This is a genomic window from Paraburkholderia caribensis, assembly GCF_002902945.1.
Classification (GTDB): domain Bacteria; phylum Pseudomonadota; class Gammaproteobacteria; order Burkholderiales; family Burkholderiaceae; genus Paraburkholderia; species Paraburkholderia caribensis.
Genome location: NZ_CP026103.1, coordinates 1,223,380 through 1,244,351 on the forward strand (window position 1 = coordinate 1,223,380; position 20,972 = coordinate 1,244,351).

Sequence of the window (20,972 nt, forward strand, 5' to 3'; positions counted from 1 at the left end):
GCCCCGCTCAGCGCGCTTGCGCGTCGAGACGCACGATCCAGCCTTCCGTCTCGCGATCGTGCGACGGATAGCGTGTCAGCACAGCGGGATCGTGGCCCGGAATCACATGTTCCGGCGAACTCGCCAGCCGATGCGCGGCCTCATAGCCTTCGAGCATGTCGCCGACGTTGTAGACAACCGGGAACGGCCGGTGCTCCTGCATGTTCGCGTAGAAATGCGACGCATCCGAAGCGAGCACGACCCAGCCGCGCGCCGTGTGCACGCGCACGACCTGCAGGCCGTTCGTATGTCCGCCGACCCAATGCACGCTCAACCCGGGCGTGATCTCCGACGCGCCGTCATGAAACTGCACGCGTCCGTCGAACAGGCGGCCGACCATCGACTTCACGTCTTCAGGCTCGAACGGATGACTCAAGGCGTGATGGCACATGCAGCGCCCGGTGCAATACGCCATCTCGCGGTCCTGAAGGTGATAACGCGCGCGCGGAAACAGCGTGCTGTTGCCCGCGTGGTCGTAATGCATGTGCGTGATGATCACGTCTTCGACGTCGTCGGCGCGAATGCCGATCTGCTTCAGCCCGCGCTCCACGGTGTTCGTGATCGTGCGGCCGCGCTTGTCGGCCATGGCCTGGTCGAAGCCCGTGTCGACGATGAACGTGCGCGATTCGCCCACCACGGCCCACACGAAGTAATCGAGCGGCATCGGCACGTCGTGCGAATCGCCGCCGATGAAGTTGTCGCGCGAACGGCGCTCGAAATGCGCGTACTTGACGGCATAGATGCGGTAGTTCTCAATGGGCGATGACATGTCTCGAGTGTCCTTTGTTTGTGCAGTGGTCCGTCGCGGCGTACGTTGCGCGGCGCTTATTTCATGGCCGCCGTCGCGCCGCCTTCGATGATTTCCGCGCTCGTGTCGCCGGTGCCGGCGGCAATCGATTCGAGCGAACGCTGCTTCGTTTCCGCGCCCAGCACGCCGACGATCAGCGCCTGAAGCAGCAGCGTGCCGACGATCAGCGTCAGCACGCCCGCAATGCCGAAGCGCATGAATGCGCTCGCCACCGCATACGGCACGACGATGCTGACCGCGCGGCCTACCGTGTTCGCGAGGCCCGAGCCGCGCAGACGCAGTTCCGTCGGGAACAGTTCGGGTACATACGTCGCGACGCTGAACGACGACAGCACGTAGATGCAGCAGGTGATCGCAAACCCAAGCGCCGTGATCGCCACCGCCGACTGCGCAAACGGATACGCCACGCCGAAGGCCACGCACACCAGCGAAAACAATACGATGCCCCACTTCCGCCCAAGGTGCTCGGCGAGTGCAAAAGCGATCAGCGAGCCGATCGGGCCGCCCGCGAACATCACGGCTGTCAGACCAAGCGAACTGGAAACGCTATGTCCCTGCTTGACGAGAAAAGTCGGTATCCAGCTGACGAATGCATAGTTGACCGTGAAGAGCGCGACGAGCACCGTGATGGCCGTAATCGTGCGCGTGAGCAGCCGGCGCGAGAACAGATCGCCGAGACGGCCGGTTTCGCTCGAATAGAACTCGCGCGTGGACGGTTCAGGCGCGTTGACCGCTGCATTGGCCGGATAACCGACGGCGTTACCGCACGCCGTCTCGATGTGCTCGACGATCTGCCGCGCTTCGTCGCCGCGTCCGCGCGACGCGAGCCAGCGCGGCGACTCCGGCATCGACTTGCGCAGGAACCACACGAACAGCGCGCCGCATCCCGCAATCGCGAACATCCAGCGCCAGCCGTATTGCGGCACGATCAGCCAGCCAAGGAAGGTCGACAGAAACAGCGACGTGTTGATGATCAGATTGAGAATGGTGCCGAAGCGGCCGCGCCAGACTGCGGGAATGAACTCGCTCAGTGTGCCGTAGCCGACGACGATCTCCGCGCCCATGCCGACGCCCATCACGAGACGAAAGAAGATCAGCCAGTAGATCGACGGCGCGAGCGCCGCGGCAATCGATGCGAAGCCGTAGATGCCGAGATTGAACTGATAGCAGAAGCGGCGCCCGAAGCGGTCGCCTAGCAGCCCGGAAAGCCACGCGCCCGTCATCATGCCGATGAAGGTGACGGAGACGAACGTCGCGTTGAGGCTGAGCGTGGATTCGCCGCTATGGATCATCGCAGCGAGCACGGTGCCGGCGATGTAGATGTCGAACGAATCGAAATACATGCCGGCCGCGATCAGGCCCAGCAGACGCCAATGGAAGCCGGACAAAGGCAGCCTGTCCAGGCGCGCTCCGATGCTGGCATCCATCTGCATGATGCTGTCTCCGTGACGTTAGCGTTTTTTTGCGGTCCCTTTTGCGTTCCATGCTGCTGGTTGCTGCGGAACGCCCGGCGGCCGATCGATGGGTTGGATTATATTCCTGTCATACAATCCGTCAAGAAGACGATTCAAATTGTTCGTCGATTCGTCCATGACCTTCGCCGCCGCGGCGCATCACGTCTGCAATCGCGGTACCCTTACGGGTTTTGACCGACCCAAAAAAGGACCGCGATGTCTGCTTTCCCCTTCGACGCCGTGTTATTCGATTGCGACGGCGTGCTCGTCGATTCGGAAACGATCACCAATACCGTGCTGGCAGCGATGCTCGGCGAACTGGGCTGGCATCTGAGCGTCGACGAAGCAATGTCGATCTTCGTGGGCAAGACCGTGATGGACGAGGCGCCGCTGATCGAAGCGAAAACGGGCGTGCGTATCACGCCCGCCTGGCTCGAAACGTTTCGCGCGCGCCGCAACGCCGCGCTCGAACGTGAAGTGACGGCGATCGAAGGCATTGTCGAAACGGTCGCTGTGTTGCATGCGCGGCTCGATGGACGGATTGCCGTGGCATCCGGCGCGGACCGTGTCAAGCTACGCCTGCAGCTGGCGAAAGCCGGGGTGCTCGACGACTTCGAGGGACGCATCTTCAGCGGCCAGGAGACGCCGCGAAACAAACCCCACCCGGACGTTTATCTCGCCGCAGCCGCGGGACTCGGCGTCGATCCGGCGCGTTGCGCGGTGATCGAAGACACCGTGACGGGCGCCACGGCAGGCCGCGCGGCGGGCGCGACCGTGTTCGGCTACAGTCCCGGTGAAAAAGGCCATAGCTCGAAAGAAGCGTTGAGAGCCGTCGGCGTCGCCGACGTGTTCGAAGAGATGGCGCACTTGCCGGCGCTGCTCGCGGGCTGGCAACGCTGACCGCCGCCTGTACGTCGACGCGTGGCCGCGTGCCCGCGCAGCCGCGTCGCGCACGGCAAGCTCAAAGCATTTCGGCCTGTTCGAGATTCGCGCCGAAAAAGAAACGGCTCAGCTCACGCGTCAGCTCGTTGAGGATCGCCATTTCCGGTTGCGTGATCTTGTGCACGGCCTGCACGTCGGTCCAGTCGCCGTACGCGAGCGCGACCGTGGTGTCGTTGGACTTCACGGGCAGGAGCACGAAGGCCTGCGCATCGGCGAGATGCGCCTTGAACCAGTCCGGCAGACGCGCTTCCATGCGCGGCTCGTGCGCGTTCTCGATGAAGATGCCAACCGGGTTCGCAATCGCGAGATGGAACACGTCGGGCTGGAAGCCCGCGCCGAAGCTGAGTGTGGGCAGCATGCGTTCCATGTCCGGGCCGAAGCCGATGCGCGCGTGATAGCGCGCGTCGGCCTGGCGCACGAACACGAGCGTACGCGACATCGACAGGCCCGCCAGAATGGTTTCGGAAGCCAGTGTCAGCACGGGCAAAAGTGCCTTGCTCGACGGCAGCGCGCGCAAGTCTTCGAGACCGGCCGAAAGACGCGCCTGCGCGGACTTCCCGGTGCGCACGATCGCATCGGCATGCGCGCGCAACTCGGAGATCTCCTGCATCAGCCCTTCGTTGCTTTCTTCGTCGACCAACGCGGCGCTCAGCGCGTCGAGCCGGGCCGCATCGATCCTCAGCGCGTCGCTATAGAGACTCGCGAGTTCGGCGAGGCCGCGCTCCAGCTCGTCGCCCGCAGCCTGGGTGACGAGCACGTTGGCGACTTCCGTCGAATAGCTGTTGACGGCCCGCAGCCAGCGCACATGCTCCGAGAGCGGCTCGTCCGATGCCGAGCCGATGGCCTGCATGCCCGCCGAAATCGTTTCTGGCAGACGCCAGCGGCGCGCCGCCTCGCTGCCGATGTCCTCGAAGCTCACGCCGAGCAGCTGCGCGCAGGCGTCGCTGTCGTCGATCTGGTCGGTCGCCGCCGTGCGGCGCAGCCGGTCCCATTCGCTTTCCAGATAGAACGCCACCAGCAGCCGGCCGACCTGACGCATCAGCGCGCACACCACGGCTTCTTCCGCGACGCGCAGATCGACGCCTTCCGTGATGCGCCGCGCAACCGTTCCGCATAACAGCGCACGGTTCAGTTCGAGCTTCGCGTCGATACGGTGCGGCGCGCTGTGATGAAAGTGATCGACGATCTTCATCCCGACCACGAGATGGCCGACGGTATCCATGCCGAGGACCATGAGCGCGCGGGTCACCGTCGTGATGTTGCCGCCGAACGCGACATACATGGCGGAATTGGCGAGCCGCAGCACCTTTTGCGTGAGGCCGACATCCGAAAGCACGACCTGCACGAGCGACGTGAAGTCCAGATCGTCGTTATTCATCGCCGACACGGTGGTGCGCAACGCCTGCGAGAGCATCGGGAAATCCCCGCGCTCGCTCATGCGGGCCCACAGTTTTTCCAGCAGTTCGGACTTGACGACGGGGGACATCTGATGGTGATGGAGGACAGATACGTTGAAAGGCAACCACAGTACCCGTGATTAAAACACAACCCGTCGTCCGTCATCGTGCCGGCAAGCCTCGAAGAGCCTGCAAACCGTCGGCCTGTTGCGTGATTGCGCATCGATTGCGCATTATTTCGAAGCCTTACCGTGTCTCCATTGCGCGACATTCCGCGCGCTCCGGGCGCCACAGGCGGCGTTCGGCGCCATGTGGGCCTCAGATATCGACACCCGAGGCGACGATCATCGCGCCCGCGTTCCCCGGCGGTGTGCCGTTCGCGCGCGGACAGTAGACGGTTTCGCCCGCCCTGATGGAGCGGCCCGTCAGCACGCATTGTCCGGCCCGGCGCGCGATGTTCACGCGCCATGTCTGATAGCCGTAATGGCCCGTGCGCGCGTCGCACCATGAAACCGTCAGCGTCTGCGCGGTCGGCTTGTCGAGCACGCGCACGGTCGGCTCGCTGCGCCCGTCCCAGCATGCGGCTGGGCGCGCGCTGCGCCGCGCCGGACGCGGTGGGCGCAGGGTTTTGGCAGGTTCCGGCGTGACGTCGAAATTGCCGATCGCCACGACAGTCCGGCGCCAGACATCGGCAAGCTCTTCGTTCCGTATGCGCTCTGACATGATTAATTCAACACGTGATGAATATCGAGATCGTAGCGTCGCCGGGCGCGCGTGTCAAACGCATGCGCCGCCAGGACCACTGCGGCTCGCGTCCGGACGCTCGGTTAAACTCACGCCTGACGGGACGATCGGCAGACTCATTCGAATGAAAGATGTGATGGCAGCGGCAGAACCCCAAAAGGACAAGAAGCGTGCGCGTGGACGCCCGGCATCGGGTGTGTCGGTCGGGCCGGACGCGATCCTGCGCAATGCGCGCAAGAGTTTCGGCAAACGGGGATTCGAGGCAACGAGCGTGCGCGAGATCGCACGCGATTCAGGCGTCGATGCGGCGCTCGTCGCGCATCATTTCGGCTCGAAAGAGACACTGTGGCTGGCCGTCGTCGAACAGATCGCCGGGCAGATGGCGCCGATGATCGACGCGACGTCGGCGTTGCGGACCGCGTCGCTGGGCGCGAGAGCGCGGGTGGAAACGGCGGTGGCCAGATTCATCGACGAGGTGTTCGACGACCCCGACGTGGGCATTTTCTTTTCGACGGCGGCGACGGAAGAAGGCGAGCGGCTCAATGTGCTGATCGAGCGGCTGGTGCGCCCTTATCACGACGCGATGGTGCCGCTCTTCGCCGACGCCGCGCGGCAAGACGAACTGAAGGTCAAGGACCCGGAGCTGATGTTTTTCATGCTGCTGAACGCGATCAGCAAGACGGTCGCCTACAGCCATCTGATGCTGGCGTTTTCGCCGCTGCCGCAGCATGAGAAGAAGTTCAAGCGAATGGTGCTGGAGACGGCGCTGGGCATGCTTGCCTGATCGATCCGAACGGCTTCGCGACGACCTTGACGCACGGCAAATCGAAGCAGGTGGCGTTCAGACGGCGGCCGCGCGGCGCGCCTGATACAGCATTTCCCGTTCGAGCAGATCGAGCAGCGCGATGACCCGCTGCCGTTGGGTCGCCACCAGATCGTAAGTCTGCGCCAGCTTGCGCAGGCGCTTCGCCCAGTATTCGTAGTCGAGCTTCGACACGTCGTCCGTGTCCGTCCGGCGAACCACGTACTGAACCATCCTCTCCAGATGCTCCAGTTCCACGTCCGCCAGGCTCGCTGAGCGCAGCGTCCCGACACCCGCCGGCGTTTCCACTCCTGTTACCGCCATGTTGGCCCCCGATCGTCACCCGTCGCTGCCCGGCACGCGGCGCCCGGCTGTCCCCGGCGACAGCGGAGCGGCGTCATCGCGTCCACGGTGCCGTCGATCTCCATGACGCACCGCCACGCGACCTGTCCGGCTCTTTTCGGATAACGATAGCGCCGCTTTCCCGCACGGCTTTACCGTGCGTCTCAGTTGCGCGCGGAAGCGGCAGAAATCTGGCGCCGCGTTGCTTTCGGTCCAGGCAGGACGACGCGCATCGCAAACGATTGCGCCAGCTACGAAGTCCGCTCGACTGCGAACTTTCGATACGACGCGAAGCGCGTATCGCCATGCAGCGCGGAAAAGACCTCGATCAGATGCGACGGGCCCAACGGACGCGTGACGATGTGGTGCGCGGCGAGGTCGTCCAGCGTGGCCGGGATACCGCGCTTCGAAGGGCTTTGAAACGGCAGCATCGTCACTTCGCTGCAATGCAAAAAGCCAGCAGCCCCGCTGTCACCTCGTCGATGATCTGCTTCATCTCGGCATATGGCGGATGGAACGGCGTGGGATTGTCGGGGCTGCCCCATTCGATCGTGTAGGAGAACACCTTCGCCTTCTTCGCGTCGACGATGTGACGGCTGAATGCATAGTCGTCGGACGTGCCCGCCGTCGGATACAGGCTCATCGACTGCTCCGTCTTGTACACGCGGCCGCGCGACGCCTTGATCGCGTCGCGCATTTCGTTGGCGAGATCGACGGCGATCTTCTTGTCCGCCGTCGCGATGTACTCGCGATACGCCTTGTCGTTGGCAATGCCGCGCTTGCCGTCGTAGGCGGCATTCTGGAAGTTCATGTCGGGATGGCCGCTCTGGTTCTCGTCGTCGCCCCAGTTGTACAGAATGTCTTCCGAATAGCTGTGCAGATCGACGAAATAACGGATGTTCGGGTAGGTGTCGAACATCCACACGGCGTTCTTCGTTTCCGGCTCCGATTCGGCGGCAGGACCGATATACACCTCGTAGTCGCAGGGATCGGTGGAATTGGCGATCGGACTTTCCGGATCGAAATACTGCGGGAAATTCCACAGAAAGTTGTAGTTGCGGTTGATATCGACGCCGCAGCATTGCGGCTTGACATGCCCCGGCGGCGCGGGCCGGCGGTTCTTGCGCCACATCGACTCGGTCGACATGCTGTAGTGGCGGCCATCGGGATTCGCTTGCGGAAACACGAACAGGTCTTTGCTTTCGACCACGTGCCTGATGTCCGCCGCCTTGAACGTGCGGCTGCCGATCTTGACCGGTTTGTGCGTGGTGTACGCGTTGGCGAGCAGTTGCACGAAATGGATCAGGATATCCGGGCTGCCCCATTCGCGCGCGTGCACGCCGCCGAGGAAATAGATGCCGGGGCGCCCCGCCGCGTCGCCCTTGCCGATCTTCAGCGCGTGGCAACTGCGCTTTTCCCAGGTTGGGTGAGGCAGCTTGATCAGCTTCGTGAACGCATCGTTGGGCGCGGCGCTTGCGGCGGCGAGCGCCGCCTCGATTTGGTCGACATCGAGATAGCCGGTGCCCGCCGCGACTGACAGCGCTTCCAGCGCATGCGGCGCGGCCAGTTGCGCGCGCGTCTCCGCCTGGCGCACCTTGCCTTGCGCCTCGGCATCTTCCAGCCGCTCGACCTGGTAGCCGTCCGCTTCGAGCGCCTTGATCTGCGCATTGGTCGCGTGCGCGTCGACGCGATAGCCGCCGTGCACTTTCCCGACCGTATGGCGCGCGACCGTGACCTTGTACTTCGTCACGAGATCGGCCAGTGCCGCCTGATCCTTTCCTGTGATGCGCGCGTGGTAGCGGGACATGTTCGCTCTCCGGTCAGACGGCCTGGTCCACACGGCCCAGCCCCAGATGGCCTAGCCGTTCTAACCGAAGAACGGCGGACGCGGCGCACATTTCAATCGCCGCGCCGCAGCGCTTGCGCTTCACTTCAGATCGACAGTCACGAAACTGCGCGCGTGATTACGCTGGATCAGCAGTGCCGCCTTCTTGCCCGCCTTCGCCGCCAGCGCCGCCAGTTCATCCTGCGATGCAACCAGCGTGCCGTTCAGCGACAACACCACATCGCCCGGCTTGATACCGGCAGGACCCGCCGCGCCCGACACATCCTCGACCATCAGGCCTTCGGCCAGCCCGGTGGTGCGCCGTTCGTCGTCCGTCAGCGGATGCATGCTCAGACCGAGATGATCCAGCGGACCGACATCGCTCACACCCGTGCTCGCGTATTGCGCCGACGCCGCCAGGTTGACCATGATCGTCACCTGCTTGCGATTACGAATCAGCTTCACGGGGACTTTCGAGCCCGTCTGCGGCAGCGCATCCGGGTCGGCGAGGTCCGCGGCGTGCTCGACTGGCTTGTCGGCGATCTGCACGATCACGTCGCCGGGCTTCAGCTTGCTCGTGGCGGCGGGACTGCCGGGCTCGACGGCGATCACCAGCGCGCCCGCCGCGCGCGGCAAACCGAACGCGCCGGCGAGTCCCGGATCGACGTCCTGCACCTGCATGCCGAACGCGCCGTGGGCACCGTCTGCATCTTGAGACTTCGACTGCGCCTGCAACTGTGCGCGCACCTTGTTCGCCATCGCAATCGGGATGGCAAAAGTCAGACTCTGGAAACGATCGCCGTCGGCATAGACCTGGACGTGTATGCCGACCACTTCCCCCGCGCGATTGAAAACCGGGCCGCCCGAGTTGTCGGGATTCAACGCGCCGTTGGTCTGGAAGAACGGAAACGTCGTGCCATCGGACAGCGTGCGCGACGTCGCGCTGACAATGCCCGCCGTGACCGTGTTCTGATAGCTGTCCGGTGAGCCGATCGTCAGCACCTGTTCGCCGACGCGCACACGCGTCGAATCGCCGAGCTTGACGACGGGCAGCTTCGTCGCTTCGATCTGGATCACAGCGACATCGCTTGGCCCATCGACGGCGACGACTTTTGCCTTGAACTCGCGCCGGTCGGTCAGGCGCACCGTCACGTCATCGGAGCCGTCGACGACATGCGCCGTCGTCAGTATCAGTCCGTTGGGACTGACGATGAAACCCGAGCCCACGCCCGACATCGCACGCGGAGAACTACTCTGCCCGTCCTGCAACTGCGGCATGGCCTGCCGGAAGAACGCGAACAGCGGGTCGTCACCGTCGATCGCTTCGGAGCTCGCGCCCGAAGCGGCCGCAGGCGCCGCGGCCGGCGCTGGCGGCGTTGGCGCTGCCAGCGGCTTCTCCGGCAGGATCGCGCGGATGTTCACGACGGCGGGCCCGTAACGCTCGACGATCGCCGGGAAGTCGAGCGGGGCGTTCGCATTCGCGGGCGCCGTTCGTTTCTCTTTCACTGGCGCGGACGCAGGCGACGGCGCGGAAGCAGCCGCAGCATGCGGTGCGATCGCTTCGGCGTTGGCGTGGGGGTATCCGGCGAGGCAGGCCGTTGTCACGGCGGTGCATAACCAGGTGCGGGATAGAGTCGAGTGAAACACAGCGCACCTCCGTGGCGTTCGTTATGCCTGGCACTGTGAAGACATTATTTCGTGCGTCGCAGCCGGCGACTGTGACATAGCACACCGAAGAGTCCGAAAAGAAACAGAGCCCATCCGGCCGACGCAAACCATGTCGCATGACGATCCACCCGCAAGCGCAGACGGATGCGATCGACCCTTGATGTCTGTCCGGGTGGATCGAGATCGACTTGAGATTCAGTTGCATGTTTGCCCGCAATGGACAATCCAGGACGCGAACGGTTGACCCGTTCGTCCTGATTCATTTATAGAGAGCGGGCAGCAAAATTGCAGCGAGTACAAATCCTGGCGTGCGTCGCTGGCACTGCTGCCGGTACGCTGATAGTCCGCGCTGATGGTCCGCGCTGATAGCTCGATACGCGTCAGCGGCTACGCCGCCGTGACGCGATTACTGTCGCGCAAAACGCGTCATTCATTCGTGACGGTTCGCGTCGATGAAGCGGGCAGCCAGACGCTCGCGGCAACGCATGCTCGCAAACGCTCACGCACGTTGCTTCGCGTTTCGACTTCGAAAGTCCTGGCCGCCCGCCTGCGCGGATCGTCCGCTACGCGCCGGTTATACCGACGACGCCGACAATGCCTGCGCGACACCCTCCGCCGTCGCCGCCGACAGCGTCCATCCGAGATGACCGTGACCCGTGTTGTAGAACACGCCACGGCGCTTGCCGCGTCCAACCTTCGGCAGCATGCCCGGCAACATCGGACGCAGCCCCGCCCACGGCACGACACGCGCTGTCGATACGCCGGGAAAATGCTCACGCGTCCAGCGCACGAGCGGCTCGATGCGGTCCGAACGGATATCGCGATTCAGGCCGTTCAGTTCGGCCGTGCCCGCGACGCGAAAGCGGTCCGCGCCAAGCCGGCTGGTGACGATCTTCGCGCTGTCGTCGAGCAGGCTGACCCACGGCGCGTGCTGCTGGCTCTTCGCATCGTCGAGACACACGGTGATCGAATAGCCCTTTACGGGGTACACGTTCACATGATCGCCGACCATCGCCGCGAACGCGCGGCTGCCGACTCCCGCGCAGATCACGAGGCTGTCGAACGCCGCCGCATCGCGCTGCCCTTGCGTTTGGCTCGCGACGACGAGCCGCCCGGTGCTTTCCTCGTGAATCGACTGCACCGCCGTGTCGTAGCGAAACTCGACGCCGTGCCGCGCACATGCGTCGGCAAGACCGCGCGTGAACTTGTGGATGTCGCCCGTCGAATCCGACGGCGTGAAAAAACCGCCGTAGAACTCGCCGTGCAGCGCGGGCTCGATTGAACGGATTTCTTCCGGCGTGACGGCGCGCCGCTCCAGGCCGCCTTCGCGCAGCAGCGCATTGACCTTCAGCGCGGACTCGTACTCCTTGCGCGTCGCGTAGAAGTGCAGGATGCCGCGCCGTTCGAGATCGAAGTCGATGCCTTCCCGCGCTGCAATACCGAACAGATGCTCGCGCGCGGCAATCGCGAGGCGCACGGTCTCGATCGTGTTCGCGCGGTAGTGCGGAATCTGCCGCATGAACTCGCCGATCCAGCTGTACTTGTGCCAGTCGGGACGCGGATTCATCAGCAGCGGCGCGTCGCGCCTGAACATCCAGCGCAGACCCTTGATGATGGTCGCGCGGCTGTTCCAGACCTCGGCGTTGCTTGCCGACAGTTGCCCGCCGTTGGCAAACGAGGTTTCCATCGCCGCGTAGCGGTGACGCTCGAAGACAGTGACGCGATAGCCGCGTTGCGCAAGGGCGTAAGCGGTCGTGACGCCGGTAATCCCGGCGCCGATGATGGCGATTCGTGACATGACATGGTCCAGTGTTCGTTGAGCATCGCCGGCCGCGCTTCGTGCTGTCGCTTCTTGCCGCTGCACGCAGCAGCCGGCGCCGATGCCCCATCTGTCCATGTACCTGAGAGTTTCGCCCGCGCGCCGCGAACGGCGGGGGCTCCCCTTCGGTGGGCGCGCACGGCGCCGCTCTCCAGATGTTCCAGCTGCACGGTCCTTTTGCCTGAGAGTTTCCGGGGCGGTTGCTCCGTCGGCGTCGTCCGCTGGGGACGATCTCTCCCGTGCTGCGTTGTGGAACAGTGCGACCTTACCGAAGCCAAAAGAAGCTGGCAAGCCCCTCTTCCGGACGACCTTGCGCCGGACGGCTCAGCTCGATGTCAAGTCGGCTCGCGGCGCACCCGGCGCGAAACCTCTCCGGAAGTATTCGATCGTGAAGTCCACGAAGGTGCGCACTTTCGCCGACACATGCCGGCGGCCGGGATAGACGAGCGACATTTCCTTGAGACCGTTGGTCACCCGATACTGTTCGAGCACGCGCAGCAACGCGCCGTTCGCAATGTCGCCGATGACGTAGTCTTCGGGCAGGATGGCGAGGCCCATGTCGGCGAGCACCAGTTGCCGAAGCATGATCATGCTGTTCACCCTGCACACCGAGTCGAGATTCAAGGTCCGCTCGTGACCGTCGGCGCTCGCGAATGACCACTCAGTTCCGTGCATGTCTCGCGAAGGCGCGAGGAAGCTGTGCGAGGCAAGGTCTTCGAGCGAGGCCGGCGCGCCGTGCCTGTCGATATAGCCGGCGGACGCGACGACGGCGGGCCGCACCGACAGCAACGGACGCTTCACCAGGGTGCTGCCATTCACCTGCCACGACGCGACGATGCCGACGTCGAACCCGTCTTCGACGAGATCGACGGAATGATGCAGCAGCGTGAGGTCCAGCTTCACCTTCGGATGACGCATCCGGTAGCGGTGCAGCAAAGGCGCCAGCGTCGCCAGTGAAAATGAGGCGGCCGCCGCGATCTTGAGCGTGCCCGTGGGCTCGCCCGCCTCTTCTGTCACGGCCGACTCCATCGAATCCAGCAACTCCAGCAGTTGCTGGCACCCTCTCGCATAAGCGCGGCCCGCTTCCGTCAACGACACGCTGCGCGTCGTGCGATTGACGAGACGCGCATTGAGATGCGCCTCCAGCAGCGCCACATAGCGCGTCACGACCGCATTGGAAAGATTGAGACTCGAAGCGGCTCGACTGAACGAGTTGTTCTCGGCGACTCTTAAGAAAATTCGTATTGCCTGCAACTTATTCAGCATGAGCAACAGAAATAAAACAGATTAGACATATATATCAACATTAAATCACCAAATCCATTCAGCGATACAGCCTAAATCACCGCAAATACGATTATCACCCATGTAAACGAGCAACGTAGCAATGCCACAACACAAAATCAAATCCGCGCCATTTTCAAACTAAATATCGAGATGGTTTTCATCAGAAAAAACATCTTCTTATCATTAAAAATCGGATTTATTTTGAGTTCCTAAAAAATAGTTTTTAATTATTAAACATAACGAAACATCAACTCAGACTCTATAGTGCGCTTTGCGTGATCGACGCATGCCGCGAGTTTTCAACGCTACTTGCCGCGGCTATCTCGAACACGGAGCACAGCACATTCATTCAAGTCGCCAGGCTTAGTACGGAACACGAATATGAAAAAAACCACATTGATTTTCGCGGCTGCTTCGGCGGCCTTCGCGGGTGCGGCGCACGCGCAGAGCAGCGTCACGCTGTATGGCCTCGTCGACGCGGGCCTGACTTACGTGAGCAACGAGGCCACGCGCAATTCGCCCATGACGCCGGGCGGGCTGACTGACGGGAAGGCAACCGTCGGCATGACGAGCGGCAACGTGCAGCAAAGCCGCTGGGGCATGCGCGGCGTGGAAGACCTGGGCGGCGGGCTGAAGGCCGTCTTCAACCTCGAAAGCGGCTTCAACGTGAACAACGGCAGCCTGGCCAATAACAATCAGTCCAATAACAGCCTGTTCAACCGCCAGGCATTCGTCGGCGTGTCTGCTGCCGATTACGGCACGCTGACCCTCGGCCGCCAGTACGACTCGGTTGTCGATTATCTGGGCCCGGTCTCCGCAGCCGGCACCTGGGGCGGCACGTACTTCGCGCACCGCGGCGATAACGACAACCTGAACAGCACGTTCAGCATCAGCAATTCGGTCAAGTATCAAAGCGCAAACTATGCTGGGGCTTCGTTCAACGCGTTGTATGGCTTCTCAAACAACGCGAGCGGCTTTGCGAACAACCGCGCATATAGCGTCGGTGCTGGCTATAAGTACGCCAGCCTGCAATTCGCAGCCGCCTATCTGCAGATTCAGGGCTTGAATTCCAACAACAGTTCGGGCGCGATCCAGAACCTTCCGCCCTCGGCGATGACGAACCTTCCGGGCCTTCAGAATCAGCGCACCTGGGGTCTTGGCGTGAGCCACGTGATGGGACCGCTGACGATCGGCACGGTCTTCACGCAGACCCGCTATCAGGACAGCATCGGCGACTCCTCGCTGCGTTACAACAACCACGAAATCCACGCGCGCTATAGCGTGACGCCTGAGTTGAGTCTCGGCGCTGCGTACACGTACACGCAAGGCTTGCGCAGCACGCCGCGTACGTCCAGCACGAGCAACAGTTCCTCGCACTGGAACCAGTTCGGCGTCCAGGCCGACTACGCGCTGTCCAAACGCACCGACGTCTATGCTGAAAGCGTCATGCAGATCGGCGCAGACAATCAGGTCGGCGCGAACCTGACACAGGTCAACGGCACCGCTGCACCCTCGACGAGCAAGAGCCAATACGTCGTTTCGACAGGCATTCGACACCGGTTCTAACGATTCACAGATATTTAGGAATCTTCTCTGGTCTCCGCCAGCTTTAACCGCCTCTTTTAGAGGCGGCTTTTTCTTTTGGGCAACCAACAATCACGGAAGACATATCTCGAAGATGAACGCAAACTTTAAAGAGCGCGGCGCGAGGGTGAGATTGACTCAGATCGTCGCGTCGGTGTTGACGCTCACCGCATTGACCTGGCAAATCGCGCCGTCGTTTGCGGCGAACGCCCCCGTGCCGGCCACGCAGGCGGACTGGCCACGCAACTTCGAGACGAACGGCGAGCATGTCGAGATGTATCAGCCGCAAATCGAGAAGTGGGACGGCAATCGCATTTCGGGGCGCGCCGCAGTTGCCGTCGGCAAGGCCAACGGTACGCCGACCTTCGGCGTCGCGCATTTTTCCGCCCGTGCCCATATCGACAAGCCATCCGGGCTGGTGCAACTCACCGGGATACAGATCGACAGCGTCGACGTTCCAACCGACGCGAATCTCGCCGACAGCATTCGTCGTTCGTTGCTCGCGCGCTTGCCCGCAGCGGGCATGAGCATGCCGCTCGACGAGTTGCAGACGAGCTACGCGGCATCGCAAGAGCTGTCGAATACGATGCGCGAGCCGGTGAAGAACGACCCGCCGCAAATCCTGTTCGCCACGCAGCCCACCGTGCTCGTGCTGGTCGACGGCGCGCCCGCATGGCAAAACGTCGGACACACAGGCTTCCAGCGCGCGCTCAACAGCCGCGCGCTGCTGATGCGTGACGCCGGCGGCACGTTGTACCTGCATGCGGCCGGCTACTGGTTCAATGCGCGCGATACGAACGGCCCCTGGCAAGTCCTCGCGACGCCGTCGCAAACGCTGTCCGATGCCGCGCAGCAAGCGGCCGCAAACAATGCCGCCGACCCGATGCTGCCCGCCAGCGGCAAGCCTGCCGCTCAGGCCCCTGCCCTGCTCGTCGCGACCCGTCCGGCGGAACTGATCGTGACGGACGGTCCCGCGCAACTGAAGCCCGTCGACGGCACGGGACTGCTGACCGTTACCAATACCGATCACGCCGTGTTCGTGAATCCCACGACGAACCAGTATTACGTGCTCGTGTCGGGGCGCTGGTTCACGGCTGCGACGACTGACGGCCTCTGGACTTACGTTCCGGGCAATCAGCTTCCTGCAGACTTCGCGAGAATTTCTCCGCACGATCCGAAGGCGAATGTGCTGGTGTCCGTGCCGGGCACGCCTCAAGCGAGAGAGGCGGCGATTGCCGCGTCCATTCCGCAGACGGCCGCGGTGTCCCGTCAGAAAGCCGCCTTGTCGGTTTCGTATGATGGCGCGCCGCGCTTCGAGCCGATCTCCGGCACGCCGTTGCGATACGCGATCAATACGGCGACGCCCGTCATCGAAGTCGACTCGACGCATTTCTACGCGGTCGCCAACGGCGTCTGGTTCGTCTCGATATCGCCAATGGGCGGCTGGACCGTCGCGACCGAGGTTCCGGCCGTGATCTACACGATTCCCACCAGCGCGCCGCTGCACTACGTGACGTATGTCCACATCTATTCGGTGACGCCGGATACCGTCGTCGTCGGCTATACGCCGGGGTATCTCGGGGTCGTCGTCGATGCGCAAGGCACGGTCGTCTACGGCACGGGTTATGTGTATGCGCCGTATGTCGGTGCGTATTACTACGGCTATCCGCAGACCTACGGGTACGGCGCGAGTTTCGCGCTGGGCGCGGCAGAGGGCTTTGCGTTCGGCTTTGCCGCGGGAGCGGTCTGGGGATGCGCGTCGCCTTACTGGGGACCGTACTGGGGCGGCGGATACTGGGGCGGCGGCTGGAACAACGTGAACGTCAACCAGGCGAATTTCTACGGCCGCTGGGGCCAGGGCACGGTCACCCACACGACAGGCTGGAATGCATGGACGGGCACGCAATGGCGCGGCACGGCGGGAGCCGGTTATAACCCCGCCACAGGCGCGCGCTTTCAGGGCGCACGCGGAGCCGCATTCAATCCGTATTCGGGCAACTATGCGGCCGGCCGGCAAGGCTCGTTCGCCAATCCCGTTACTGGGCGGGAAGGCGCGGGTCGCGGCGGTATCGTCGGCAATCAGTACAACGGCAACTATGCGGCGGGCCGTCAGGTCGCCGGTTACAACGCCCGCACGGGCCGCGCGGGCGCCGCCGAATTCGGTGTGTCCGGCAATACGCAGACGGGGCAATATCAGACCGCCAGCAAAGGGATCGTGACAAACCAGTCGCGCGGCAATGCCGTTGCCTGGAACAACGGCGACGTCTACGCGGGACACGACGGCAATGTCTATCGTCGTTCGGACGGCGGATCGTGGGAACAGCACACGTCGAGCGGCTGGCAAACGGCCCAACCGGACGGCAGGGTCGGCAGCGATCTCGACCAGCAGCATGACGCGCGCATGACTGGCGAGCAGCGCTTCAGCCAGCACGCCGGCGGGTTCGGTGGAGGCGGTGGAGGCGGCGGATTCGGTGGCCAGCACTTCGGCGGCTTTGGCGGCGGCAACGGCTTTGGCGGCGCGCATTTCGGCGGTGGTGGATTCCACGGCGGACGACGCTGACGGGCACGCAGCGGCACTTCCGTGCCGCGGTGCTTTTGTGCTTCGGGCACGGCGCGTACACAAAGCGCCTCGCCCGTTGCGTCAGCAGTCGGGACAGGGATCATGCAGTGCTGCATGATAGAGTTTGCTGAACGCGTCACCGTCGGGCGTGCCTTCCCAGACATGCCCGCTCCCAGCACCTGACCTGTCATCGCGAGGCCGAGCATGGAGACGAAACTTACCGCCCACCTGCCCACCGTCGATATAGAAATTACGCGGCGCAAACTGCCCGACCGCAATGCGGAAAGCGTCGCGATTCACATTACCGCCGTGCCGTCGGTCGAAGCCGCCGCGCGCTGGTTTCTGCAACCCGATTTTTTCTCGCTCGCGTCGCCGCTGTCGATGTTCTCGATGTGGTCGATGTGGATGCGCGCATGGCAGCCGTGGCTCCCATCTATTGCCGCGCCCGTTCAACCCTCTCAGGAGCCTGAGAAGCGGCTCACGGACGACGCGGCATCCGCATCGCGCGGTTGAACTGTTGCGCGTCGCGGCGCATTTGACGCGGCATTGGCGGATTCCACGCGAGGAGGATCGAGCATGCGCGCAATGGTTTTCGACGGATCGACTCCCACGCTCGCCGAACGCGAGTTGCTCCAGCGAGCGCCATCGGCGGGAGAACTGCTGATCGACGTGCTGGCATGCGGCGTGTGCCGCACCGATCTGCACGTCGTCGATGGCGAATTGAGCGAGCCGAAGCGGCCGGTGATTCCGGGTCATGAGATCGTTGGCCGGGTCGCGGCGCGCGGCGCGGACGTGACGGCCTTCGATATCGGCGACCGCGTCGGCGTGCCGTGGCTTGGCCGCACGTGCGGCGTCTGTCCGTATTGCGCGAGCGGCCGCGAGAACCTCTGCGACACGCCTGGCTTCACGGGCTACACAATCGACGGCGGCTACGCCGAACAGGTGATTGCCGATCACCGTTATTGCCTGCCGTTACCCGGGCGCTACGACGACGCGCAAGCTGCGCCGCTGCTGTGCGCCGGTCTCATCGGCTACCGGACGCTCAGCATGGCAGGGGACGCGAGGCGCGTCGGCATCTACGGCTTCGGCGCAGCGGCGCACATCGTCGCGCAGGTCGCGCGTCATCAGGGCCGCACGGTATACGCGTTTACGCGGCCAGGCGACGACACCGCGCAGCAACTCGCGCGCAGGCTCGGCGCGACGTGGGCAGGCGGCAGCGACGAAGCGCCGCCCGAACCGCTCGATGCCGCGCTGATCTTCGCGCCCGTCGGCGCGCTCGTGCCGACCGCGCTGAAGGCGGTCGTCAAGGGCGGCATCGTGGTGTGCGGCGGCATACACATGAGTGATATTCCCGCGTTTCCCTATGCCTTTTTGTGGGGTGAGCGCCGCGTCGTATCGGTTGCGAACCTGACGCGCGCCGACGGCGCAGCGTTCATGAAGATCGCGGGCGACATGCAGCTCGATATCGAAGTGACGCGCTATCCGCTCGCCGACGCAAATCGCGCCTTGGACGACCTGCGCAGTGGGCGCCTGTCGGGCGCGGCGGTGTTGATGATGCGTTGAGTGAGGGCGTCAGGCAGCCGTTCGACCCTGAAGCCACCTGATAGTCAGGCTGCGAGAGCATCGGCACGTAACGCTCGCCATCTCGGCGACGGTCGCTCCGATGCGCTTCGAGGCCCGTCGTTGCGGGTCGGGATGCACCGTGTGATCTTGCCCGCCCGTCCGCCACTTCAACGCGAGAGTAGATATCCGACGGATATGTGTCCAGCTGGTTCTGCCCGGTTTCGCCGGCATCCTGGATCGGACGTCTGGCACTAGCCGACCCTGAACTACTGGCTGGGTACATTACAGTGGACTTTCGAACCCCAATGCATCAAACAGAATTGACCAGAGTACGCTATTGTTTCATCACCTCAGACTGAGCCGAACATGAACGTATCCGAACGCCTTGCACAAGCCGGCCTCGAATTGCCGCCACCCATTGACCCGCTCGGCTCCTATCGGACGGTCTCCATTTCGGGGAGTCAACTCTATGTCTCCGGTCTCGGGCCCTTCGAGGATGGCAAGCCGATTGTCGGAATAGTCGGCGCCGATGTGTCTCTGGAAAGGGCTCAGCACGCAGCGCGTCTGACGATGCTCATGATCCTGGCCTGCGTCGATCAGGCATGCGGGCTCGACAACGTCGAGAGATGCAGCCGGCTGACAGTCTACGTGCGTGCAGAACAGTCGTTCACCCAGCATCCGCAAGTAGCCAATGGCGCCAGTGACGTCTTGCTGACATTGTTTGGGCAAGACAAGCTTCCAGCTCGAAGCGCGCTTGGCGCGCATACGTTGCCGATGGGCATCCCGGTTGAGATCGACAGCATCTTCGAATTGAAACGATAAGTCCGAGCGGAACCAGAACTTCAAACGATGTTGAAATCGAAGTGAAGGACTCCACGTCCGTACTGCTGTTCGCGTCGCGCTTCCTGTTTGAGGCTTGAGGCCAGGTGCGACCCGCGCTTCCTTCGCGGGCCCAGCGCTCTGAACGATTCCCAGCCTGCACTGCCGCCGACTGCCGCGTCAGCGCCGAAGCGCGCGCGGACCGTGCCGCTCGCTCTATGTCGGCACTACAAACGATTCCATGAGAATCAGAGCCTCCGTCTTTTTGCGTTCGGTCAGTGTTGCGCCGGACTTGAGAGATGACTGCTGCCTTGAAACAGGACGGTGACGCAGTGCCGGCGCATCCGGACATGAGTGAACGTCAGCGCGTCCGTTACCCGGTTCCCTTTGCGGACTCGATTGCGTTCTTCAACCATTCAACCGCGCGGCCGGCGTGCTCGTCTTTTACCGTCTCGTCGCGGGTGACCGATGCGCGACCGCTCGGGTCCTGAAGCGACCATAACCCGGCCGGATCGCCGCGTTCGGTGTTCTGACGCAGCCAACTCCCGCACGTATGACAGCGATACTGCACATATCGTCGTATTGGCTCGCGCGGAGTCCCGAAAACACCCGTCCCCTCCAGACGAAGATCGCCATGCGGACGCGTCTCGGAATGCTGGCCGTTCAACCTCATGCAGGCCTTGCAGGCATTCATGTTATTTCTCCTCCGAGGGTTCACCGCCGTGCGCTTCCTCACCGTCAGATGCATTCCTCGCTTGCGCAGCGGCGAATCAATCGCACTTCACCTGATCGGAAACACGTCGTCAGGCTCGGGCATCAACCGTGACCCAGAGCCGGGACAAATGACGCTGCCCCTGAGTGCCACCCGCTGGTTCAAATACGGCAGCACCAGCGTGGGAGCCGGCGCGCCCCTTTTGCCCCGGAGGATGTCAGCCACATCCGCGTCGTCACAGGGCGTCGAGGCGCGATCGTGAATCGTCGTCGTAAAGTTGCTGGGCGCGGACGTACCGTTGCCGTGCAGGACCGGCGGCGTGTGCCCGATCTGATGGTCGAAGGGAAATGTATTCAGCGGCGGGATGCCCGCCAGCGCACCGCCCGCTACGCCCATCCCCGCGCACATCGTCGCTGTCGCGAGTATGGCCAACCGAGTCTTCATGGAAAAAACCTCTTACCAATGCCGTGGCTCACCAGGCAGCAGCCACGCGAACGCGATGCGTGGCTGCCGCAGGACGGATCACGTCATGCACGCGTCTTCACTTCCCGGAACAGGAACAAAAACACGTTATCGTGCTCCGTCGGTCTGGTGGATGCCCACAATT

19 protein-coding genes and 1 riboswitch are annotated in these 20,972 nt (G+C 63.3%); of the genes, 7 read left to right on the plus strand and 12 right to left on the minus strand.

The window, feature by feature from the left end:
• Positions 1-7: 7 nt before the first annotated feature.
• Both C2L66_RS35040 and C2L66_RS35045 read right to left on the minus strand, forming a co-directional pair.
• Positions 8-808 (minus strand): N-acyl homoserine lactonase family protein, encoded by an 801-nt coding sequence (locus tag C2L66_RS35040; protein WP_035994047.1) that lies wholly within the window; start codon positions 806-808, stop codon positions 8-10.
• Positions 809-864: 56 nt separating this feature from the next.
• Entirely contained in the window at positions 865-2,280 is a 1,416-nt protein-coding gene (locus tag C2L66_RS35045; RefSeq protein WP_060608444.1) for an MFS transporter, read from the minus strand.
• A gap of 237 nt (positions 2,281-2,517) precedes the next feature.
• Here C2L66_RS35045 and C2L66_RS35050 point away from each other — a divergent pair, with 237 nt between their 5' ends.
• Positions 2,518-3,201, plus strand: a complete 684-nt coding sequence (locus tag C2L66_RS35050) for an HAD family hydrolase (RefSeq protein ID WP_054932361.1) — start codon at positions 2,518-2,520, stop codon at positions 3,199-3,201.
• A 61-nt stretch (positions 3,202-3,262) separates the two neighbouring features.
• On the opposite strand, the gene C2L66_RS35055 is transcribed toward C2L66_RS35050, so the two are convergent.
• Both C2L66_RS35055 and C2L66_RS35060 read right to left on the minus strand, forming a co-directional pair.
• Entirely contained in the window at positions 3,263-4,729 is a 1,467-nt protein-coding gene (locus tag C2L66_RS35055; protein ID WP_060608447.1) for an HDOD domain-containing protein, read from the minus strand.
• A 229-nt stretch (positions 4,730-4,958) separates the two neighbouring features.
• The gene (locus C2L66_RS35060) at positions 4,959-5,363 is read right to left on the minus strand and encodes a DUF3331 domain-containing protein (RefSeq protein ID WP_060608450.1); all 405 of its coding nucleotides are present in this window, start codon (positions 5,361-5,363) and stop codon (positions 4,959-4,961) included.
• Positions 5,364-5,508: 145 nt separating this feature from the next.
• On the opposite strand from C2L66_RS35060, the gene C2L66_RS35065 reads away from it, so the two are divergent.
• Positions 5,509-6,168, plus strand: coding sequence for a TetR/AcrR family transcriptional regulator (locus tag C2L66_RS35065; RefSeq protein WP_060608453.1), 660 nt, complete (start codon positions 5,509-5,511; stop codon positions 6,166-6,168).
• A 57-nt stretch (positions 6,169-6,225) separates the two neighbouring features.
• Here C2L66_RS35065 and C2L66_RS35070 read toward each other — a convergent pair whose 3' ends face one another.
• The 6 genes from C2L66_RS35070 to C2L66_RS35095 form a co-directional block, all read right to left on the minus strand.
• A complete protein-coding gene (locus tag C2L66_RS35070) occupies positions 6,226-6,510 on the minus strand; it encodes a hypothetical protein (protein ID WP_225031460.1) in 285 nt (94 codons plus the stop codon).
• Positions 6,511-6,779: 269 nt separating this feature from the next.
• Positions 6,780-6,959, minus strand: a complete 180-nt coding sequence (locus C2L66_RS35075) for a hypothetical protein (RefSeq protein WP_060608456.1) — start codon at positions 6,957-6,959, stop codon at positions 6,780-6,782.
• A gap of 2 nt (positions 6,960-6,961) precedes the next feature.
• Entirely contained in the window at positions 6,962-8,335 is a 1,374-nt protein-coding gene (locus tag C2L66_RS35080; RefSeq protein ID WP_060608458.1) for a M14 family metallopeptidase, read from the minus strand.
• Positions 8,336-8,455: 120 nt separating this feature from the next.
• Positions 8,456-10,000 carry a trypsin-like peptidase domain-containing protein gene (locus tag C2L66_RS35085; RefSeq protein ID WP_054932371.1) on the minus strand — a complete coding sequence of 515 codons (1,545 nt, stop codon included), beginning with the start codon at positions 9,998-10,000 and terminating at the stop codon, positions 8,456-8,458.
• A gap of 595 nt (positions 10,001-10,595) precedes the next feature.
• Positions 10,596-11,819 (minus strand): D-amino acid dehydrogenase, encoded by a 1,224-nt coding sequence (locus C2L66_RS35090; protein WP_060610467.1) that lies wholly within the window; start codon positions 11,817-11,819, stop codon positions 10,596-10,598.
• A 180-nt stretch (positions 11,820-11,999) separates the two neighbouring features.
• Positions 12,000-12,090: riboswitch (glycine riboswitch) on the minus strand.
• A 74-nt stretch (positions 12,091-12,164) separates the two neighbouring features.
• Positions 12,165-13,106: a LysR family transcriptional regulator gene (locus C2L66_RS35095; RefSeq protein ID WP_082670500.1), complete on the minus strand. Its 942-nt coding sequence runs from the start codon at positions 13,104-13,106 to the stop codon at positions 12,165-12,167.
• A 402-nt stretch (positions 13,107-13,508) separates the two neighbouring features.
• Between C2L66_RS35095 and C2L66_RS35100 the strand changes: the two genes are divergently transcribed.
• From C2L66_RS35100 to C2L66_RS35125, 5 genes are all read left to right on the plus strand, one after another.
• Positions 13,509-14,693, plus strand: a complete 1,185-nt coding sequence (locus C2L66_RS35100) for a porin (RefSeq protein WP_054932372.1) — start codon at positions 13,509-13,511, stop codon at positions 14,691-14,693.
• Between the two features lie 112 nt (positions 14,694-14,805).
• Complete coding sequence (locus tag C2L66_RS35105) at positions 14,806-17,271, plus strand: carbohydrate-binding family V/XII (protein WP_082670501.1); 2,466 nt, start codon at positions 14,806-14,808, stop codon at positions 17,269-17,271.
• 204 nt (positions 17,272-17,475) lie between these two features.
• Complete coding sequence (locus C2L66_RS35110) at positions 17,476-17,784, plus strand: hypothetical protein (protein ID WP_054932374.1); 309 nt, start codon at positions 17,476-17,478, stop codon at positions 17,782-17,784.
• A 63-nt stretch (positions 17,785-17,847) separates the two neighbouring features.
• A complete protein-coding gene (locus tag C2L66_RS35115; RefSeq protein WP_060608462.1) occupies positions 17,848-18,834 on the plus strand; it encodes a zinc-dependent alcohol dehydrogenase family protein in 987 nt (328 codons plus the stop codon).
• Positions 18,835-19,200: 366 nt separating this feature from the next.
• On the plus strand, positions 19,201-19,656 hold the full coding sequence (locus C2L66_RS35125; RefSeq protein ID WP_054932376.1) for a RidA family protein: 456 nt from the start codon (positions 19,201-19,203) through the stop codon (positions 19,654-19,656).
• 370 nt (positions 19,657-20,026) lie between these two features.
• Here the strand turns inward: C2L66_RS35125 and C2L66_RS41000 are convergent, their stop codons facing one another.
• Both C2L66_RS41000 and C2L66_RS35130 read right to left on the minus strand, forming a co-directional pair.
• Complete coding sequence (locus tag C2L66_RS41000) at positions 20,027-20,347, minus strand: hypothetical protein (RefSeq protein ID WP_148654644.1); 321 nt, start codon at positions 20,345-20,347, stop codon at positions 20,027-20,029.
• Positions 20,348-20,434: 87 nt separating this feature from the next.
• Positions 20,435-20,809: a hypothetical protein gene (locus tag C2L66_RS35130; RefSeq protein ID WP_060608468.1), complete on the minus strand. Its 375-nt coding sequence runs from the start codon at positions 20,807-20,809 to the stop codon at positions 20,435-20,437.
• Positions 20,810-20,972: the final 163 nt, after the last annotated feature.

What these genes read in the sequence shown, in the direction of transcription:
- C2L66_RS35110 (WP_054932374.1), top strand. Translation starts at nt 17,476, where the DNA reads ATGGAGACGAAACTTACCGCCCACCTGCCCACCGTCGATATAGAAATT.
- C2L66_RS35095 (WP_082670500.1), bottom strand. Translation starts at nt 13,106, where the DNA reads ATGCTGAATAAGTTGCAGGCAATACGAATTTTCTTAAGAGTCGCCGAG.
- C2L66_RS35045 (WP_060608444.1), bottom strand. Translation starts at nt 2,280, where the DNA reads ATGCAGATGGATGCCAGCATCGGAGCGCGCCTGGACAGGCTGCCTTTG.
- C2L66_RS35055 (WP_060608447.1), bottom strand. Translation starts at nt 4,729, where the DNA reads ATGTCCCCCGTCGTCAAGTCCGAACTGCTGGAAAAACTGTGGGCCCGC.
- C2L66_RS35070 (WP_225031460.1), bottom strand. Translation starts at nt 6,510, where the DNA reads ATGGCGGTAACAGGAGTGGAAACGCCGGCGGGTGTCGGGACGCTGCGC.
- C2L66_RS35125 (WP_054932376.1), top strand. Translation starts at nt 19,201, where the DNA reads ATGAACGTATCCGAACGCCTTGCACAAGCCGGCCTCGAATTGCCGCCA.
- C2L66_RS35115 (WP_060608462.1), top strand. Translation starts at nt 17,848, where the DNA reads ATGCGCGCAATGGTTTTCGACGGATCGACTCCCACGCTCGCCGAACGC.
- C2L66_RS35090 (WP_060610467.1), bottom strand. Translation starts at nt 11,819, where the DNA reads ATGTCACGAATCGCCATCATCGGCGCCGGGATTACCGGCGTCACGACC.
- C2L66_RS35080 (WP_060608458.1), bottom strand. Translation starts at nt 8,335, where the DNA reads ATGTCCCGCTACCACGCGCGCATCACAGGAAAGGATCAGGCGGCACTG.
- C2L66_RS35130 (WP_060608468.1), bottom strand. Translation starts at nt 20,809, where the DNA reads ATGAAGACTCGGTTGGCCATACTCGCGACAGCGACGATGTGCGCGGGG.
- C2L66_RS35075 (WP_060608456.1), bottom strand. Translation starts at nt 6,959, where the DNA reads ATGCTGCCGTTTCAAAGCCCTTCGAAGCGCGGTATCCCGGCCACGCTG.
- C2L66_RS35105 (WP_082670501.1), top strand. Translation starts at nt 14,806, where the DNA reads ATGAACGCAAACTTTAAAGAGCGCGGCGCGAGGGTGAGATTGACTCAG.
- C2L66_RS35040 (WP_035994047.1), bottom strand. Translation starts at nt 808, where the DNA reads ATGTCATCGCCCATTGAGAACTACCGCATCTATGCCGTCAAGTACGCG.
- C2L66_RS35100 (WP_054932372.1), top strand. Translation starts at nt 13,509, where the DNA reads ATGAAAAAAACCACATTGATTTTCGCGGCTGCTTCGGCGGCCTTCGCG.
- C2L66_RS35060 (WP_060608450.1), bottom strand. Translation starts at nt 5,363, where the DNA reads ATGTCAGAGCGCATACGGAACGAAGAGCTTGCCGATGTCTGGCGCCGG.
- C2L66_RS35050 (WP_054932361.1), top strand. Translation starts at nt 2,518, where the DNA reads ATGTCTGCTTTCCCCTTCGACGCCGTGTTATTCGATTGCGACGGCGTG.
- C2L66_RS35065 (WP_060608453.1), top strand. Translation starts at nt 5,509, where the DNA reads ATGAAAGATGTGATGGCAGCGGCAGAACCCCAAAAGGACAAGAAGCGT.
- C2L66_RS41000 (WP_148654644.1), bottom strand. Translation starts at nt 20,347, where the DNA reads ATGAATGCCTGCAAGGCCTGCATGAGGTTGAACGGCCAGCATTCCGAG.